This window comes from Stenotrophomonas testudinis, assembly GCF_024499815.1.
Taxonomy (GTDB): domain Bacteria; phylum Pseudomonadota; class Gammaproteobacteria; order Xanthomonadales; family Xanthomonadaceae; genus Stenotrophomonas.
The window spans coordinates 25,056-40,842 of sequence record NZ_JAMOKY010000041.1 but is presented as its reverse complement, the minus strand read 5'-3'; the positions used below and the strand labels follow the sequence as shown (position 1 = coordinate 40,842).

The 15,787-nt window shown below is 68.1% G+C and carries 14 protein-coding genes; 13 read left to right on the top strand and 1 reads right to left on the bottom strand.

Features of this window, described 5'->3' with window-relative positions; translation table 11 throughout:
* Positions 1–233: 233 nt before the first annotated feature.
* From NQ204_RS16950 to NQ204_RS16890, 13 genes are all read left to right on the top strand, one after another.
* Positions 234–542, top strand: coding sequence for a YerC/YecD family TrpR-related protein (locus NQ204_RS16950; RefSeq protein WP_256644489.1), 309 nt, complete (start codon positions 234–236; stop codon positions 540–542).
* A 34-nt stretch (positions 543–576) separates the two neighbouring features.
* Positions 577–1,488, top strand: a complete 912-nt coding sequence (hisG, locus tag NQ204_RS16945) for an ATP phosphoribosyltransferase (RefSeq protein ID WP_079221702.1) — start codon at positions 577–579, stop codon at positions 1,486–1,488.
* Positions 1,485–2,780 (top strand): histidinol dehydrogenase, encoded by a 1,296-nt coding sequence (gene hisD, locus NQ204_RS16940; RefSeq protein WP_256644488.1) that lies wholly within the window; start codon positions 1,485–1,487, stop codon positions 2,778–2,780. The genes hisG and hisD overlap by 4 nt, the downstream gene beginning before the upstream one ends.
* The gene (hisC, locus tag NQ204_RS16935) at positions 2,777–3,871 is read left to right on the top strand and encodes a histidinol-phosphate transaminase (RefSeq protein WP_116864838.1); all 1,095 of its coding nucleotides are present in this window, start codon (positions 2,777–2,779) and stop codon (positions 3,869–3,871) included. The genes hisD and hisC overlap by 4 nt, the downstream gene beginning before the upstream one ends.
* Positions 3,868–4,941 (top strand): bifunctional histidinol-phosphatase/imidazoleglycerol-phosphate dehydratase HisB, encoded by a 1,074-nt coding sequence (gene hisB / locus NQ204_RS16930; protein ID WP_256644487.1) that lies wholly within the window; start codon positions 3,868–3,870, stop codon positions 4,939–4,941. The genes hisC and hisB overlap by 4 nt, the downstream gene beginning before the upstream one ends.
* The gene (gene hisH, locus NQ204_RS16925) at positions 4,938–5,540 is read left to right on the top strand and encodes an imidazole glycerol phosphate synthase subunit HisH (RefSeq protein WP_108768703.1); all 603 of its coding nucleotides are present in this window, start codon (positions 4,938–4,940) and stop codon (positions 5,538–5,540) included. The genes hisB and hisH overlap by 4 nt, the downstream gene beginning before the upstream one ends.
* A complete protein-coding gene (gene hisA / locus NQ204_RS16920; protein ID WP_256644486.1) occupies positions 5,537–6,271 on the top strand; it encodes a 1-(5-phosphoribosyl)-5-[(5-phosphoribosylamino)methylideneamino]imidazole-4-carboxamide isomerase in 735 nt (244 codons plus the stop codon). Before hisH ends, hisA begins: the two co-directional genes overlap by 4 nt.
* Positions 6,265–7,041, top strand: coding sequence for an imidazole glycerol phosphate synthase subunit HisF (gene hisF, locus NQ204_RS16915; protein ID WP_116864834.1), 777 nt, complete (start codon positions 6,265–6,267; stop codon positions 7,039–7,041). The genes hisA and hisF overlap by 7 nt, the downstream gene beginning before the upstream one ends.
* Entirely contained in the window at positions 7,031–7,651 is a 621-nt protein-coding gene (hisIE, locus tag NQ204_RS16910) for a bifunctional phosphoribosyl-AMP cyclohydrolase/phosphoribosyl-ATP diphosphatase HisIE (RefSeq protein ID WP_256644485.1), read from the top strand. Before hisF ends, hisIE begins: the two co-directional genes overlap by 11 nt.
* Positions 7,652–7,801: 150 nt before the next feature.
* Positions 7,802–9,391, top strand: a complete 1,590-nt coding sequence (locus NQ204_RS16905) for a calcineurin-like phosphoesterase C-terminal domain-containing protein (protein WP_256644484.1) — start codon at positions 7,802–7,804, stop codon at positions 9,389–9,391.
* Between the two features lie 107 nt (positions 9,392–9,498).
* On the top strand, positions 9,499–10,542 hold the full coding sequence (locus NQ204_RS16900; protein ID WP_116864831.1) for a glucokinase: 1,044 nt from the start codon (positions 9,499–9,501) through the stop codon (positions 10,540–10,542).
* A gap of 59 nt (positions 10,543–10,601) precedes the next feature.
* Positions 10,602–11,600: a glycosylasparaginase gene (locus NQ204_RS16895; protein WP_116864830.1), complete on the top strand. Its 999-nt coding sequence runs from the start codon at positions 10,602–10,604 to the stop codon at positions 11,598–11,600.
* Positions 11,597–12,334 (top strand): copper homeostasis protein CutC, encoded by a 738-nt coding sequence (locus NQ204_RS16890; protein WP_116864829.1) that lies wholly within the window; start codon positions 11,597–11,599, stop codon positions 12,332–12,334. The genes NQ204_RS16895 and NQ204_RS16890 overlap by 4 nt, the downstream gene beginning before the upstream one ends.
* Before the next feature lie 138 nt (positions 12,335–12,472).
* On the opposite strand, the gene NQ204_RS16885 is transcribed toward NQ204_RS16890, so the two are convergent.
* Complete coding sequence (locus NQ204_RS16885) at positions 12,473–15,553, bottom strand: TonB-dependent receptor (protein WP_116864828.1); 3,081 nt, start codon at positions 15,551–15,553, stop codon at positions 12,473–12,475.
* Positions 15,554–15,787: the final 234 nt, after the last annotated feature.

The window sequence follows — 15,787 nt, the reverse complement described above, 5'->3', positions numbered from 1 at the left end:
TGAGGGGGCGTGAGCCGCATGGATGCGGCGACCGAGCTTACAGGGACGTACTTGCAGCGTCCCCCTCAACCGGACCCTCCCCGCCAACCCTCAGTAGCCCAGCTTTTGCCGTTGCTCCGGCTGTGCGGGTGCAGGGCGGCAGCCCTGCCAAGCCCCCAACCCCAAATTTGACGCACCGCGCAAGAATGCATTAATGTACTAACACGCTATTACATTGATGCAAAATCCTCCCCGTGAAAGCCCGCCCCGACATCGCTGCCAAAGACCCCCAGGCCGACCTCGACTCCCTGGCCCAGGCCTTTGCCGCGCTGCGCGAACCCGATCAGGTGCTCGCCTTCCTGCAAGACCTCTGCACCCCGGCCGAGCTTGAAGCCATGGCCGACCGCTGGAAGGTCGTCCCCCTGCTCCAGCAGGGCGTGCCCTACCGCGAGATCCACGAACGCACCGGCGTCAGCGTGACCACCACCGGACGGGTGGCACGCACCCTCGAGCATGGCCATCGAGGCTATGCCGCCGCCGTCGACCGCCTTGCTTCGCGCTGATCCGCGCCCCGTTCCGAACTTAGAGACCTCCCCCATGAGTGCAACCCAGGCAGCGCCGGCACGTGACCGGCTGCGTATCGCCATCCAGAAGAGTGGCCGTCTGGCCGAACCCGCCCGCAACCTGCTCAGCGCCTGCGGCCTGAGCTGGCGCGAAAGCCGCGACAAGCTGTTCTGCTACGGCGAATCGCTGCCGGTGGACCTGCTGCTGGTGCGCGACGACGACATTCCCGGCCTGATCGCCGACGGTGTCTGCGACCTCGGCATCGTCGGCCGCAACGAACTGGACGAGCAGGCCGCCGCACGCCGCCAGATCGGCCTGCCCGACGCCTACCAGGCCCTGCGCGGGCTGGGCTTCGGCCAGTGCCGGCTGATGCTGGCCGTGCCCGAGGAATGGCAGTGGGAAGGCCCGGCGCAGCTGGCCGGCACCCGCATCGCCACCAGCTACCCGGCCATCCTCAAGCAGTGGCTGGCCGAGCAGGGCGTGGACGCACAGGTGGTTGAACTCTCCGGCTCGGTGGAAATCGCCCCGCGTCTGGGCACCGCTGAACTGATCTGCGACCTGGTCTCCAGCGGCGCCACCCTGCGCGCCAACCAGCTCACCCCGGTGCACAACCTGCTGGATAGCGAAGCGGTGCTGGCCGGTGCGGTGCGCGTGCCGGACGACGCCCGCGCCGGGCTGCGCAGCATGCTGTTGCGGCGCCTGGACGGCGTGGTGCAGAAGCAGGATCGCAAGCTGCTGATGTTCCGCGCCAGCGAGGACCGCGTGGATGCGCTGGCGCAGCTGCTGGCCGATGCCGAACCGCTGGTGCGATTGCCTGCAGATGGCGGTGCACTGCGCCTGCAGACCATGTGCCCGGGTCCGCTGACCTGGCAGCGCATGGAAGAACTGGAGCGCGCCGGCGCACAGGGCCTGATGGTACTGAGCGTGGAGCGATCGCTGGCATGAATCGTCTGATCTGGTCACAACTCGATGGAGCCGCCCGCAGCGCGGCGCTGACCCGCCCGGTGCAGACCGTGGCGCAGCGGACCCGTGATGCCGTGGCCGCGCTGATCGCGCAGGTGCGGGCGCAGGGCGACGAGGCGCTGCGTGCGATCACGTCCCGGTTCGATCGCGTCGAACTTGCCTCGTTTGAAGTCAGCGACGCTGAATTTTCTGCAGCCGAAGCCGCCGTGCCGGCCGAACTGCGCCAGGCCATGGTCGAAGCCGCCGCGCGCATCACGCGCTTCCACGAAGCCGGCATGGGCAAGGGCTATGCGGTGGAAACCGCGCCCGGCGTGGTCTGCGAACGCATGCTGCGGCCGATCGCCCGCGTCGGCCTGTACGTGCCCGCCGGCAGCGCACCACTGCCGTCCACTGCGCTGATGCTGGGCGTGCCGGCGCAGCTGGCCGGTTGCCCGCAGGTCGTGCTGTGCACGCCGCCGCGCGCCGATGGCACGGCCGATCCTGCGGTGCTGGTGGCCGCGCGCCTGACCGGCGTGCAGCGCGTGTTCAAGCTGGGCGGTGCCCAGGCCATCGCCGCGATGGCCTACGGCACGGCAAGCATTCCGGCCTGCGACAAGCTGTTCGGGCCGGGCAACAGTTTCGTCACCGAAGCCAAGCAGCAGGTCGCCCAGGACGGCGCCGCCGCCATCGACATGCCGGCTGGACCTTCGGAAGTGCTGGTCATCGCCGATGCCGGTGCCAATCCGGCGTTCGTGGCTGCTGACCTGCTGTCGCAGGCCGAGCACGGCCCGGATTCGCAGGTGCTGCTGCTGACCGACGATGCGGCGATGCTGGCGGCGGTCGAAGCGGAAGTGGAGCGTCAGGTCGCGCTGCTGCCGCGCCAGGAGATCGCTCGCCAGGCCCTGTCGGCCTCGCGCCTGATCCAGGTCGACGCGCTGGCAGACGCCTTCGCGATCAGCAACCGCTACGCACCCGAGCACCTGATCCTCGCCCTGCGCGCACCGCGTGACTGGCTGGGCCAGGTGCAGGCCGCGGGCTCGGTGTTCCTCGGCGATTACACCCCCGAAGCACTGGGCGACTACTGCAGCGGCACCAACCACGTGCTGCCCACCGCCGGTGCCGCGCGTGCCTACAGCGGCGTCAGCGTCGCCAGCTTCCAGAATCTGATCAGCGTGCAGAGCGCCAGCGCCGAAGGCCTGGCCGCGATCGGCGGCTGCGCGCGCATCATCGCCAGCGCCGAAGGCCTCGACGCGCATGAGCGTGCCGTGGCGCTGCGCATGGAGGCTGCCGCATGAGCGCCGTCATCGATGACGTGCTGGCGCTGGTGCGCCCGGACCTGCGGGCCTTCGCCGGCTACAGCTCGGCGCGTAGTGCGACCGTGCAGGGCGAGGTCTGGTTGAACGCCAACGAATCGGCCTGGGCCAATCCCGCCGACAGCGCCGGCAGCAGCCGACGCTACCCCGAGCCGCAGCCGCTGGCGCTGCGCGAAGGACTGGCTGCGCTGTACGGCGTGCAGCCGCAGCAGCTGCTGGTCGGGCGGGGCAGTGATGAAGCCATCGACCTGCTGGTGCGCGCCCTGTGCGTGCCCGGCCGCGACGGTGTGCTGGTGACCTCGCCGGTGTTCGGCATGTACGCGGTCTGTGCGCGCCTGCAGGGTGCGCCGTTGATCGATGTGCCGCTGGTCGATGGCGAAGACGGCCTGCGCCCCGATCTCGACGCGGTCATCGGCACGGCACACGCGCAGGGCGCCAAGCTGGTGTTCCTGTGTGCGCCGTCCAACCCGGCCGGCAGCGATATCGGCCTGGCCGAAATTGAACGCGTGGCCACCGCGCTGCGCGGGCAGGCCCTGGTGGTGGTCGATGAGGCCTACGTCGAGTACGCGCAGCGTGTGTCGGCCACCACACTGCTGGCCGCGCACGCCAACCTCGCCGTGCTGCGCACGCTGTCGAAAGCGCATGCACTGGCTGCGGCGCGCATTGGCACTCTCATCGCCGCGCCGGAACTGATTGCCGTGCTGCGTCGCTGCCAGGCGCCGTACCCGGTGCCGACGCCGTGTGCCGAGTTGGCCGTGCAGGCGCTGCGCTCGGCCGCGTTGGCCCGTACCGCCGAGCGCGTGGCCACGGTCATCGCCGAGCGCGACCGTTTGTTCGCCGCGTTGCCGGGCCTGCCCGGCGTGCGCCGCGTGTACCGCTCGTCCGGCAACTACCTGCTGGTCCGCTTCGCCGATGCGCAGGCCGCGTTCGATACGCTGCTGGCCGCCGGCGTGGTGGTGCGTGACCAGCGCGCCGCACCGCAGCTGGGCGATGCCCTGCGCATCAGCATCGGCAGCCCCGAAGAAAACGACCGCGTGCTCGCGGCACTGTCGGCCCGGAGGGCTGCTGCATGACCCCCATCCTGTTCATCGACCGCGACGGCACCCTCATCGAGGAGCCGGCCGACTTCCAGATCGACACCTACGAGAAGCTGCGCTTCGTGCCGCAGGTGATCCCTGCGCTGCTGAAGCTGCGCGACGCCGGCTACCAGTTCGTCATCGTCACCAACCAGGACGGCTTGGGCAGCGAAAGCTACCCGCGCGCCAGCTTCGATGGCCCCAACGACCTGATGCTGCAGATCTTCGAAAGCCAGGGCATCAGCTTCCGTGATGTGCTGGTGGACTGCAGCTGGCCGCAGGACAACGCGCCCACCCGCAAGCCGGGCATCGGCCTGATGACCGCCTACCTGCAGGACCGCAGCATCGACTGGGCGCGATCGGGCATGGTCGGCGACCGCATCACCGACCTGCAGTTCGCCGACAACCTCAACATCCGTGGTTTCCAGCTGCGCACCGAACAGTTCGGTGGCGAGTGGGACTGGGCGGGCATCGCCCACGCCCTGGCCGATGCACCGCGCACCGCCGTGGTCCAGCGCAATACCAAGGAAACGAAGATCCGCGTCGAACTGGACCTGGATCGCGCCGGTGACGCGCACGTTTCCACCGGCCTGCCGTTCTTCGACCACATGCTGGAGCAGATCGGCAAGCACGGCGGCTTCGCCCTGGACATCCAGGCCGAGGGTGACCTGCACATCGACGAACACCACACCATCGAAGACACTGGGCTGGCCCTGGGCCAGGCGCTGCGCGAGGCGCTGGGTGACAAGCGCGGCATCGGCCGCTATGGCTTCACCCTGCCGATGGACGAGACCCTGGCCAGCGCTGCGCTGGATTTCAGCGGCCGGCCGTATTTCGTGTTCGAAGGCGAGTTCAAGCGCGAGCGCGTGGGCGACATGCCGACCGAACTGGTGCCGCACTTCTTCCGTTCGCTGTGCGATGCCAGCGGCCTGAACCTCAACCTGCAGGTGCGCGGCGACAACGACCACCACAAGGTGGAAGCCTGCTTCAAGGCACTGGCGCGTGCACTGCGACCGGCGCTGGCCCGGCAGGGCACCGCGCTGCCGACCACCAAGGGGGCGCTGTGAGCGAGGTTGCACTGATCGATGCCGGCGGTGCCAACCTCGGTTCGGTGCGCTACGCGCTGGAGCGGCTGGGCGCGAACGTGCGACTGGTACGCGATGCCGAGGGCCTGGTCGGCGCACAGCGGGTGATCCTGCCCGGCGTCGGGGCGGCCGCACCGGGCATGCAGCGCCTGCATGCGCAGGGTCTGGTTGAACCGCTGCGCCGCCTGGAGGTGCCGCTGATGGGCATCTGCCTGGGCATGCAGCTGCTGTTCGAGCGTTCCGAAGAGACCGGCGTGGATGCGCTGGGCCTGATTCCCGGCACGGTGCGCAAGCTGGTGCCCGCCTGTGGCATCCGCGTGCCGCACATGGGCTGGAACCGGCTGCTGGCGCTGCGCCCGTCGCTGCTGCTGCAGGGCGTGCCGGACCGTTCCAGCGCGTATTTCGTGCACAGCTATGCCGCGCCGCTGAACGCCCATACCGTCGCCGCCTGTGACCACGGTGGCCTGTTCACCGCCGTGATCGAGCAGGGCCGCTATTTCGGCGCCCAGTTCCACCCCGAGCGTTCCGGCGATACCGGTTCGCTGATGCTGCGCAATTTCCTCGAGGGCACTGCTGCATGAGTTTCACCGTCTACCCCGCACTGGATATCCGCGAAGGCCGCGTGGTGCGCCTGCGCCAGGGCGACTACGCGCAGGAAACCTCCTACGGCGACGATCCGCTGCCGCGCGCGCAGGCGTTTGCCGCGCAGGGCGCGCAGTGGATGCACCTGGTCGACCTGGACGCTGCACGCGCCGGCGGCTACACCCTGGCCCCGTTGCTGGCGGCGATCCGTCAGAACACCTCGCTGCAGGTGCAGACCGGCGGCGGCGTGCGTGGCCGTGATGACGTGGCGCGCATCCTCGATGCCGGTGCCAACCGCGTGGTGGTCGGCTCGCTGGCCGTGCGCCGCCCCGACGAAGTGCTGGGCTGGCTGGAGGAGTTCGGCGCCGAACGCATCACCATTGCCCTCGACGCCCGCCAGGACGCGCAGGGCCAGTGGCAGCTGCCGGTGCACGGCTGGACCGAGAATGCCGGGGTGACCCTGGATGACCTGGCCCAGCGCTACGCGCGCGCCGGCATGCGCCACCTGCTGTGCACCGACATTGCCCGCGACGGCATGCTGGCCGGCCCCAACATCAGCCTCTACACGCACCTGTCGGCGCTGCTGCCGGGTGTGGCGGTGCAGGCATCCGGTGGCATCCGTGACGTCGCCGACGTGGCTGAGGCACGCGCTGCCGGGTGCGGCGGTGCCATCCTCGGCAAGGCGCTGCTGGAACAGCGCATGGACCTGGGCGAGGCACTGGCATGCTGAGCCGCCGCATCATTCCCTGCCTGGACGTGCGCGATGGCCGTGTGGTCAAGGGCGTGCGCTTCCGCGACCACGTGGACATGGGCGACATCGCAGAGCTGGCCCAGCGCTACCGCGACCAGGGCGCCGACGAGCTGGTGTTCTATGACATCGGCGCCAGCCCCGAGGCACGTTCGGTGGACGTGGCCTGGATCGAGCGCATCGCGCGCCTGATCGACATCCCGTTCTGCGTGGCCGGTGGCATCGACAGCGTGGACACCGCGCGCCGGGTGCTGTTTGCGGGTGCTGACAAGGTGTCGATCAATTCGCCGGCCCTGGGTCGCCCGGAACTGATCACTGAACTGGCCGAAGAGTTCGGCGTGCAGTGCGTGGTGGTCGGCGTCGATTCGGTGCGCGAGGACGATGGCCAATGGCGGGTTCGTCGCTTCACCGGTGACCCGAGCAAGACCCAGGCCGTGCCGCTGCGCACGCTGGACTGGATCGTCGAGGCGCAGCGCCGCGGTGCCGGTGAGATCGTACTGAACTGCATGGACAGCGACGGCGTGCGCCGTGGCTACGATGTGGAGCAGCTGCGCCAGGTCAGAGCGCTGTGCAACGTGCCGCTCATCGCCTCCGGTGGTGCCGGTGCGATGGAGCATTTCGCCCAGGCCTTCGACCAGGCCGATGTGGATGGCGCGCTGGCTGCCAGCGTGTTCCACAGCGGCGCCATCGCCATTGCGGATTTGAAGCGCTACCTGCGCGAACAGCAGATCGAGGTTCGAGATGTCTATTGAAGTACGCCCTTCGCCGCAGGCGCTGGAATCGCTGGACTGGGCGAAGGGCGATGGCCTGCTGCCGGCCGTGGTCCAGGATGCCGACACGTTGCAGGTGCTGATGCTGGGTTATGTCAACGCCGAGTCGCTGCACATCACCCAGGTGACCGGGCACATGACCTTCTACAGCCGCAGCAAGCATCGCCTGTGGACCAAGGGCGAGCAGTCCGGCCACGTGCTGGCGGTGCAGTCGATCAGCGTGGACTGCGATGCAGATACCGTGCTGGTGCTGGCACGTCCGGCCGGCCCGACCTGCCACACCGGTGCTGAAAGCTGCTTCGATGGCGCGCCGAAGGACTTCCTCGGTGGCTTGGGCCAGCTGGTGGCTGTGCGCGAAACGCAGCGTCCGCCGGGCAGTTACACCACCTCGCTGTTCGAAGGGGGCATCCGCCGCATCGCGCAGAAGGTGGGCGAGGAGGGCGTGGAAACCGCGCTGGCCGCGGTGGCGCAGGACGATGAGGCCCTGCTGGGCGAATCGGCCGACCTGCTGTATCACCTGCTGGTGCTGCTGCGCGCGCGCGGGCTGTCGCTGCAGGACGCCCGCGATGTGCTGGAAATGCGCCACCGTTAAGGGGTTTGTAGAGCCGAGCCCATGCTCGGCTGCTCTGGAGCTTCAAGCCAGCCGAGCACGGGCTCGGCTCTACAGGGCCATGCGACACCGCGTGCGTGATGTCATCAACGGAATCTACAATGGGCGGTCTTTCTTTCCCGGACCGCCCCCATGAAACTGCCCGCCGCCTGGCTGTGCTGCCTGTTGCTGACTTCGCCGGCCTGGGCCGCCGACACGGTGGTCAGTGGCAAGGTCTATCTCGAACGCGACGGCAGGCCAGGTCGCGGCGCGACCGATCCGGGCCTGGCCGGCGTGCAGGTCTCCAACGGCGAAACCATCGTCAAGACCGCCGCTGACGGCAGCTACAGCCTGCCGGTGCGCGACGGGCAGACCGTGTTCGTCATCAAGCCCGATGCCTACAACTTCCCGAAGGCGGCCGACGGCCTGCCGACGTTCTGGCGCCACTACCGCCCGACCGGTTCGCCGGCGCTGAAGTACGGCGGCATCCCCGCCACCGGCGCGGCCGACCGTGGCTGGGATTTCGCCCTGCAGTCCGACCGCCATGACAGCCGCCGCGGCTTCCAGATGCTGGTCTTCACCGATTCGCAGACCGCCACCCTGAAGGACATTGGCTACTACCAGCAGTCCATCGTGGCGCCACTGGTGGGCCAGACCAAGGCGCGCCTGGGCACCACCCTCGGCGACATCGTCAACGACGACCTGAGCCTGTACCCGGCCATCAACAAGGTCACCACCGAACTGGGCGTGCCGTGGTTCCATGTGCCGGGCAACCACGACCTGGATGTCGATGCCGCCAACGACGACCACTCGCTGGACAGCTGGCGCAACGTCTACGGCCCGGACACCTACGCGGTGGAAGAGGGCGGTGCCAGCTTCGTGTTCCTCGATGACGTGGTCTACGACCCCAACGCCAAGCCGAAGTACGTCGGTGGCCTGCGCGAGGACCAGTTCGCCTTCCTGGCCGGCTACCTGAAGGGCCTGCGCAAGGACCGCCTGCTGGTGCTGGGCATGCACATCCCGCTGTTCGACGCCGCGCCGGGTCGCGAGACCTTCCGCCACGCCGACCGCCAGCGCCTGTTCGACCTGCTCAAGGACTTCCGCAACGTGCTGGTGCTGAGCGGCCACAGCCACACCCAGCAGCATGTCTACCACGGCAAGGCCGAGGGCTGGCAGGGTGAGAAGCCGCTGCACGAGTACAACGTCGGTGCCAACTGCGGCGCGTTCTGGTCGGGCGTGAAGAATGCCGCGGGCGTGCCGGACAGCACCATGAGCGATGGCACGCCGAAGGGCTACGCGCTGCTGGACGTGGCCGGCAACGGCAGCTACCGCCTGCAGTACCGCGTGGCCGGTGCCCCGGCCAGCGACCAGATCGGCCTGCATGCGCCGAAGGTGCTGCGCCAGGGTGCCTACCCGGCATGGGGCGTGTACGCCAACGTGTACATGGGCGAAGACACCAGCGTGGTCGAGTTCCGCGTTGACGGCGGTGCCTGGCAGCCGATGAAGCAGGTCAGCCAGCCTGACCCGCGCCTGCTGGTGGAGAACGTGGCCGATGACACGGCCGACGCCCTGCGCGGCTATGATCGTTCGCCGGAAGCCACCGCATCGCCGCACCTGTGGCGTGGCGCGCTGCCGACCAACCTCGAGGTGGGCAGCCACAAGGTCGAGGTGCGCTCGACCCAGCCCGACGGCACGGTGTTCACCGCCACCACCCGCTACAGCCTGCAGACGGCTCAGCCCTGATGCGGCCGGGCCGGGTGCAGGTTCGCTGCACCCGGGTCCCGCAGCGTTGGCAAAGCGCGTTCAATGCCTGAGAATCGACACGATTCAATCGATTCAAGCAGGCCAGTGTGAACGTTGCAGCAGCGTCCCCGGTACTTTCCGATCTGGCCAGCCCTTCCGCTGGCAGCGGTGCCCCCCACGGCAATGATCCGCGCAGCCTGGTGGTGGCCGACGTCGGCGGCACCTTTGCCCGTCTGGCCCTGGCCGAGACCACGCCGGGGCAGACCCCGCGACTGGGCAGCTACCGCACCTACGCCTGCGCCGATCATCCGAGCCTGGCCGCGATCCTCGCCGACTTCACTGCCAGTCTCGGCCAGCCGGTCAGCACCGCCGTGGTGGCGATTGCCGGCCTGCTCGATGGCGATGTGCTGATAAACGCCAACCTGCCGTGGACGGTCTCGCTGTCGATCACCCGCGCGCAGTCCGGGTTGCAGGAACTGCAGCTGATCAACGATTTCGAAGCGGTGGCGCTGGCCATTCCCTGCCTGCAGGCCGACACCCTGGTGCCGTTGAACGGCGATGCCGATCCGGCGCAGGCGTTCCCGGCGCTGGTGCTGGGCGCGGGGACCGGCCTGGGTGCGGCGCTGCGCTTTGCCGACGGCGATCGCCCGGTGCTGGCCAGCGAGATCGGCCACGCCGCGCTGGGCGCCGGCAACGCGCTGGAACTGCAGGTGCTGGGCCAGCTGCTGCAGCGCTGGCCGCACGTGGACAACGAGCGCGTGCTGTCCGGCAGTGGCCTGATGAACCTCTACCCGTGCCTGTGCGAGCTGCGCGGCGCGACCCCGCAGTGGACCAGCACCGAGGCGCTGATCGGCGCGGCACGCAGCGGCGAAGATGCGGTGGCGGTGGAGACCCTGCAGGTGTTCTGCGCATGGCTGGGCAGCCTGGCCGGCGACGCGGCGATCGCCGTGGGCGCGCGCTCGGTCTATCTGGCCGGTGGCATCTCCGCGCACGTGCAGGATTTCCTTGCCGATGGCCGCTTCCGCGAGCGCTTCCTCAATAAGGGCGTGCTGACCGACGTGCTGCGCCAGGTGCCGGTGTGGCGCGTCGAGCACGGCCAGCTGGGCGTACTCGGCGCGGCGGTCTGGCACGCGGCACGCACGCCGGCATAAGAACAACAGCAAGGGCTGCCGGCAGCCTGCCGACGGCCGGACGGACGACGGAGGCGGATATGGTGGATCGCAGGCAGTTCCTTCAGGCCGGAGCACTGGCCGCAGGCATGGCGGCTTTGCCGGGCGTGCAGGCGCGCGGGCAGGGCGGGGCGAAAGTCGTTTCAACCTGGGATTTCGGCGTGCCGGCCAACCAGGCGGCATGGAAGGTACTGGCCAACGGCGGCAGCGCGCTGGACGCGGTTGAGGCCGGTGCGCGCTGGGCCGAGAGCGAGCTGTGCAATCCCACCGTCGGCCATTGCGGCAACCCGGATCGCGACGGCGTGCTGAGCCTGGACGCCAGCATCATGGACGGCGATGGCCGATGTGGTGCGGTCGCCGCGCTGGTCGACATCCTGCACCCGGTATCGGTGGCCCGCAAAGTGATGGAGAACAGCCCGCACGTTCTGCTGGTGGGCGAGGGCGCGCAGCAGTTCGCGGTGCAGCAGGGCTTCGAGCGCCAGCACCTGCTGACGCCGCGGGCCGAGGCGGCGTGGCGCGAGTGGCTGAAGACCGAGAAGTACCAGCCGCAGATCAACGCCGAGCGCCGCGGCATCCCCGGCAACAGTGACAACCACGACACCATCGGCATGCTGGCACTGGATGCCAAGGGCAACCTCGCTGGCGCCTGCACCACCAGTGGCATGGCCTGGAAGCTGCACGGCCGCGTCGGCGACAGTCCGATCATCGGTGCCGGCCTGTACGTGGACAACGAGGTCGGCGCGGCGACGGCCTCGGGCGTGGGCGAGGAAATGATACGCAACGCGGCCTCGTTCCTGGTGGTCGAGCTGATGCGCCAGGGGCGCACGCCGGCCCAGGCCTGCCGCGAGGCCATCGACCGGGTGGTGCGCAAGCGCCCCGAGGCAAGCAGGACGCTGCAGGTCTGCTTCCTGGCGATGAACAAGCAGGGCGAGGTCGGCGCGTACGCGTTGCATCGCGGCTTCGTTTACGCGGTGTGCGACGGGCAGCGCCAGGACGACCTGCGCGACTCGCCGTCGATCTACACGAGCACCCAGGCGTGAGCGTGCGCCTGGGCTTGGAGATCGCCAGCAATTCGGTGGCCTCGGCGATCGCCGCGCAGGCCGGTGGTGCCGACCGGATCGAACTGTTCGACAACCTCGCCGAAGGCGGCACCACGCCGTCCTTCGGCAGCATCGCCATTGCCCGCGAACGGCTGTCCATTCCGCTGTTCGTGCTGGTGCGCCCGCGTGCCGGCGATTTCCACTACGACGCCCTGGAAACCGAGCTGATGCTGCGCGACATCGCGCAGTGCCGCGCACTGGGCTGCGATGGCGTGGTGGTCGGCGCGCTGGATGCGCAGGGTGACATCGACCTGCCGCTGTGCCGCGAGCTGGTGCAGGCCGCCGGGCCGCTGCAGGTCACGTTCCATCGCGCCTTCGACGCAACACGCGATCTCTCCGCGGCGCTGGAGCAGGTGATCGGTCTCGGCTGCCAGCGTGTGCTGACGTCGGGCGGGCAGGTCAGTGCAGAGGCCGGCAGCAAGGTGCTGGCCGCGCTGGTCACCCAGGCCGCGGGGCGCATCAGCGTGATGGCCGGTGCCGGCCTGGGCCCGGCCAACATCGCCGCGGTGGCCCGGCACACCGGCTGCAGCGAACTGCACGCCTCGGCCAAGGGCCTGCGGCGCTCGGACATGCAGTTCCAGAACCCGGTACTGCGCGGCCTGGACCCGGACTGGAGCCAGACCAGCACCGCCACGGTGGCGGCATTGCGCAAGGCATTGGACGCCGCGCGTTAACCCGCTTTTCTGTAGAGCCGAGCCCATGCTCGGCTGCGCTTTGCGCAGATCAACGGCAGCCGAGCATGGGCTCGGCTCTACAAAAAAACGGCAGCCACCTGTAAAAGCGTGGCTGCCGTGGAGGACCGTTGTGCCGGCTTAGAACTTGTAGGTCGCGCCGAAGTAGATCTGGCGGCCCGAGTACAGGTTCGAGATCAGGCGGGACTGGGTGTCGCTGCCCAGGTAGATGCGCTGCTCGGACTTGGTGGCGTTGAGCACCGAGGCGGTAAAGGTCAGCGCTTCGGTGAAGTTGTACGCCACGTTCAGATCAAGCTGGTCGTACGGTTCGCTGTACTGGGTCATGCCGTTGACCAGGCCGCCGACCACTTCACCACGACGGTTGTACGAAGCACGGGCCAGGAACCGGTCGGTTTCGTAGAACACCGTCAGATTGGCCTGGTTCTTGGCGCTGCCCACCAGCGGCGAGGCACCGAGGTTCTCGCCGTTGAGCTCGATCGAGGCCAGGTTGGTGTCGTTGTAGGTGTAGTTGGCCTGCACGCCCAGGCCGAAGTCGAAGGTGTACTGGCCGTAGACTTCCACGCCCTGCGACACCGCGTCACGGCCGTTGGCCTGGGTGCTGTAGTTCTGCACTGTCACCATGTCGCCGCCGACTTCCATCTGCACGTCACGCACGATCGGCACGGTGAAGTTGCTGATGTCCTTGCGGAACAGGCCGACACCGGCGACGGCGCCCGGCATGAAGTACCACTCCACGCCGAGGTCGTACTGGGTGGCCTTGAAGGCTTCCAGGTTCTTGTTGCTGCCGCTGCCGGCCCAGCCCTCGGTCGGTGCACCGCCGGCGACGCGGCGGTCATTGACGTACTCGGGGCTGTAGTAGCTCAGGCTGCCGGGTGCGGCGATGCTGGTGTAGCTCGGACGAGCCACCACCTTCGACGCCGCGCCACGCAGGACCAGCGTGTCGGTGATGTCCCAGGCGATGTTGAAGCTGGGCAGCACATCGGTATAGGTACGGTCCGAGCCGATCAGCTCGTAGGTCTTCTCGCGGGCCAGGTTGTCGGGCAGGCGCACGAAGCCGCTTTCGCAGCCGTAGGTCGGGTAGGCCGCTGCCGCCGGATCATCGCAGGACATCGGTGCGCCGGAGGCGTTGTCCAGGAAGTAGTCGTTGAAGCGTTCGATCGAATCGCTGGACTGGGCGAACTGCTCGGTGCGCACCACGCGCACGCCGACGTTGCCGCGCAGGCGCTCGGTACGGAAGTTGGCCTGGAAGTAGCCCGAGTAGATCTTCTCGTTGACGTTGTAGACGAAGTCGTCTTCGACGCGGTTGTGCGACTGGCCGTAGGTGGTGTTCAGGTAATCGATGTAGGCGGGGTAGTTGATGCCCGGGAACACATTGGCATTGAAGCCGCCGGCGATGCCGGTGATCGGGTTGGACAGGAAGAAGCCCGGCTGGGCGATGCCGGCCGTGTTGTCGCAGCCCGCCTGGTAACGGCTGTCGTAGTCAGCCGGATCGGCGCCCTGGCACACCCAGTAGGTGTTGCCGGTGTTGCGGTGAACCTTGCCGTCACGGTACTTGGCGCCGAACTGGATCGAGTCCAGCCAGCCGCTCTCGAACATCTTGGTGACGTCGGCCTGGAAGTGGTTCTGCTTGACCTCGGTCTGCATCCACGACGAATCGGTCGAACCGGTGTCGACTTCGGCGATGCCATTCATCAGCACCTCCTGCAGGTTCGGCGAGACGGTCAGCGTCGGGGTGCCGGTCAGGTCCCACGCGGTGTACTGGTTGCCGGATTCCCACACGCCATTGACGCGGCGACGCGGCTTGGCCGACATGCGGAAGTTCATCGACGGGCCGCCTTCGGACCACGTGCGGCCGCCGCTGAAGGAGGCCTTCCACAGCGGGCTGATGTCCCAGTCGATGGTCAGGTCGGCGGTCTGCGACAGCGCCTTTTCACGGCTGTAGCTGCCGGTCAGCTGCGGGGTCGGAATGGTGCAGTCGTCCGGACCCCAGCCACCCGGGGCCAGGCCGGCGGCTGCGGCTTCGTCTTCACTGCAGTAATAGGCCTTGCCCGGCAGCTTCTCGAACTGCGCGCCGGTGACCACGGTGCCGCTGGGGTCGAAGGTCAGGCCATTGAGCAGGCGGCCGCCAGCCCAGTTGCCGTCGCCGTTGTAGCGCGCCATGTTCCACTCGGGAACCTTGAGCATGTTCTGCACATAGTTGCCGTCCAGCTCGAAGCGGAAGTAGTTGGCGGTCAGGGTCAGGTTGTCGACCGGCTTGAACTGGAACGTCAGCTGGCCGCCCTTGCGCTCGCGCTCCTCTTCCTTCACGGCGAAGTTCACCGAGGTGGGCATGAAGAAGTCGCTGTAGTTGTGCCCGAACTGGTCGTTGAAGCCGGAGTTGCCCCACCAGTAGTTGATACCGCCCTGGGTGAGTGCGTTGCCGTTGACATCACGGGCGTCGACGTCGGTGCCATACCACTGGTAGTTCTCGGTGCTCACTTCCATGGTGCGGCTGGTGCGCTTCTGCTGGGTCACGCCGACCAGCACGCCGAAGCGCTCGTCCTTGCTGTGCCAGGAGTACAGCGCCGACGCCTGCGGATCGACGTCCTGGTGGGTGTCGGAAGACACGCCTTCCAGGGTCACGTAGCCGGAGTTGGATTCCATCTCCAGCGGACGGCGGGTGTGCAGGATGACCGTGCCGCCGATGCCACCTTCGTCGATGCGTGCTTCCGGCGACTTGAACAGCTCGGCGCTGGACAGCATGTTCGACGGCAGCAGGGTGTAGTTGAACGAACGGCTGGCCTCGTCATTGGTTTCGGAGGTGGCGATGTAGTTGCCGTTCAACTGGGTCAGGGTCAGGTCCGGATCGAGGCCGCGCACGCTGACGCTCTTGCCTTCGCCGCCATCGCGGGTGATGACTACGCCGGGCACGCGCTGCAGCGAATCGGCAACGTTCTTGTCCGGGAACTTGCCGACGTCCTCGGCGGTGATCACTTCGACCACGGCGTTGGCGTCGCGCTTCTGCTGCAGGCTCTTTTCGATCGCGTAGCGGTAGCCGGTGACCTGGACGCTGTCCAGGGTGGTGGCATCGGTACCGCCGGTGGTCGGCTGTGCGGTGGCCTGCTGGGCAGCGGCGCCGGTCGGCGCGACGGCTGCGGCCAAGGCCAGCGCGACGGCGAGCGACAAGGTGTCGCGACCGTGCTTACGAGTTGAATGCTTCATTGCCTTCTCTCCCTCTCTCCTGGATTGATCCGGTGACTGACGCGGAACTTGAATCGATCTAATTTCTGGTGCCGATTTTTGCTTAAGCCGCGCGGCTGCCTGGGCAGCGCGCTGGTGCTCGGGTACGTGCTGTTCCGGTCCCCAACTCCGGGCCATCCCTGAATTCGCTTGGATCGATCTAAGCGATGGCGGGGCGATTTTTAGCATGGCTGGCGGGGTTGCGCATGCTGCTGC

Coding starts and splice junctions, on each gene's coding strand:
- hisG (WP_079221702.1), top strand. CDS start 577: ATGAGTGCAACCCAGGCAGCGCCGGCACGTGACCGGCTGCGTATCGCC.
- hisD (WP_256644488.1), top strand. CDS start 1,485: ATGAATCGTCTGATCTGGTCACAACTCGATGGAGCCGCCCGCAGCGCG.
- hisC (WP_116864838.1), top strand. CDS start 2,777: ATGAGCGCCGTCATCGATGACGTGCTGGCGCTGGTGCGCCCGGACCTG.
- hisB (WP_256644487.1), top strand. CDS start 3,868: ATGACCCCCATCCTGTTCATCGACCGCGACGGCACCCTCATCGAGGAG.
- hisA (WP_256644486.1), top strand. CDS start 5,537: ATGAGTTTCACCGTCTACCCCGCACTGGATATCCGCGAAGGCCGCGTG.
- hisF (WP_116864834.1), top strand. CDS start 6,265: ATGCTGAGCCGCCGCATCATTCCCTGCCTGGACGTGCGCGATGGCCGT.
- hisIE (WP_256644485.1), top strand. CDS start 7,031: ATGTCTATTGAAGTACGCCCTTCGCCGCAGGCGCTGGAATCGCTGGAC.
- NQ204_RS16905 (WP_256644484.1), top strand. CDS start 7,802: ATGAAACTGCCCGCCGCCTGGCTGTGCTGCCTGTTGCTGACTTCGCCG.
- NQ204_RS16895 (WP_116864830.1), top strand. CDS start 10,602: ATGGTGGATCGCAGGCAGTTCCTTCAGGCCGGAGCACTGGCCGCAGGC.
- NQ204_RS16885 (WP_116864828.1), bottom strand. CDS start 15,553: ATGAAGCATTCAACTCGTAAGCACGGTCGCGACACCTTGTCGCTCGCC.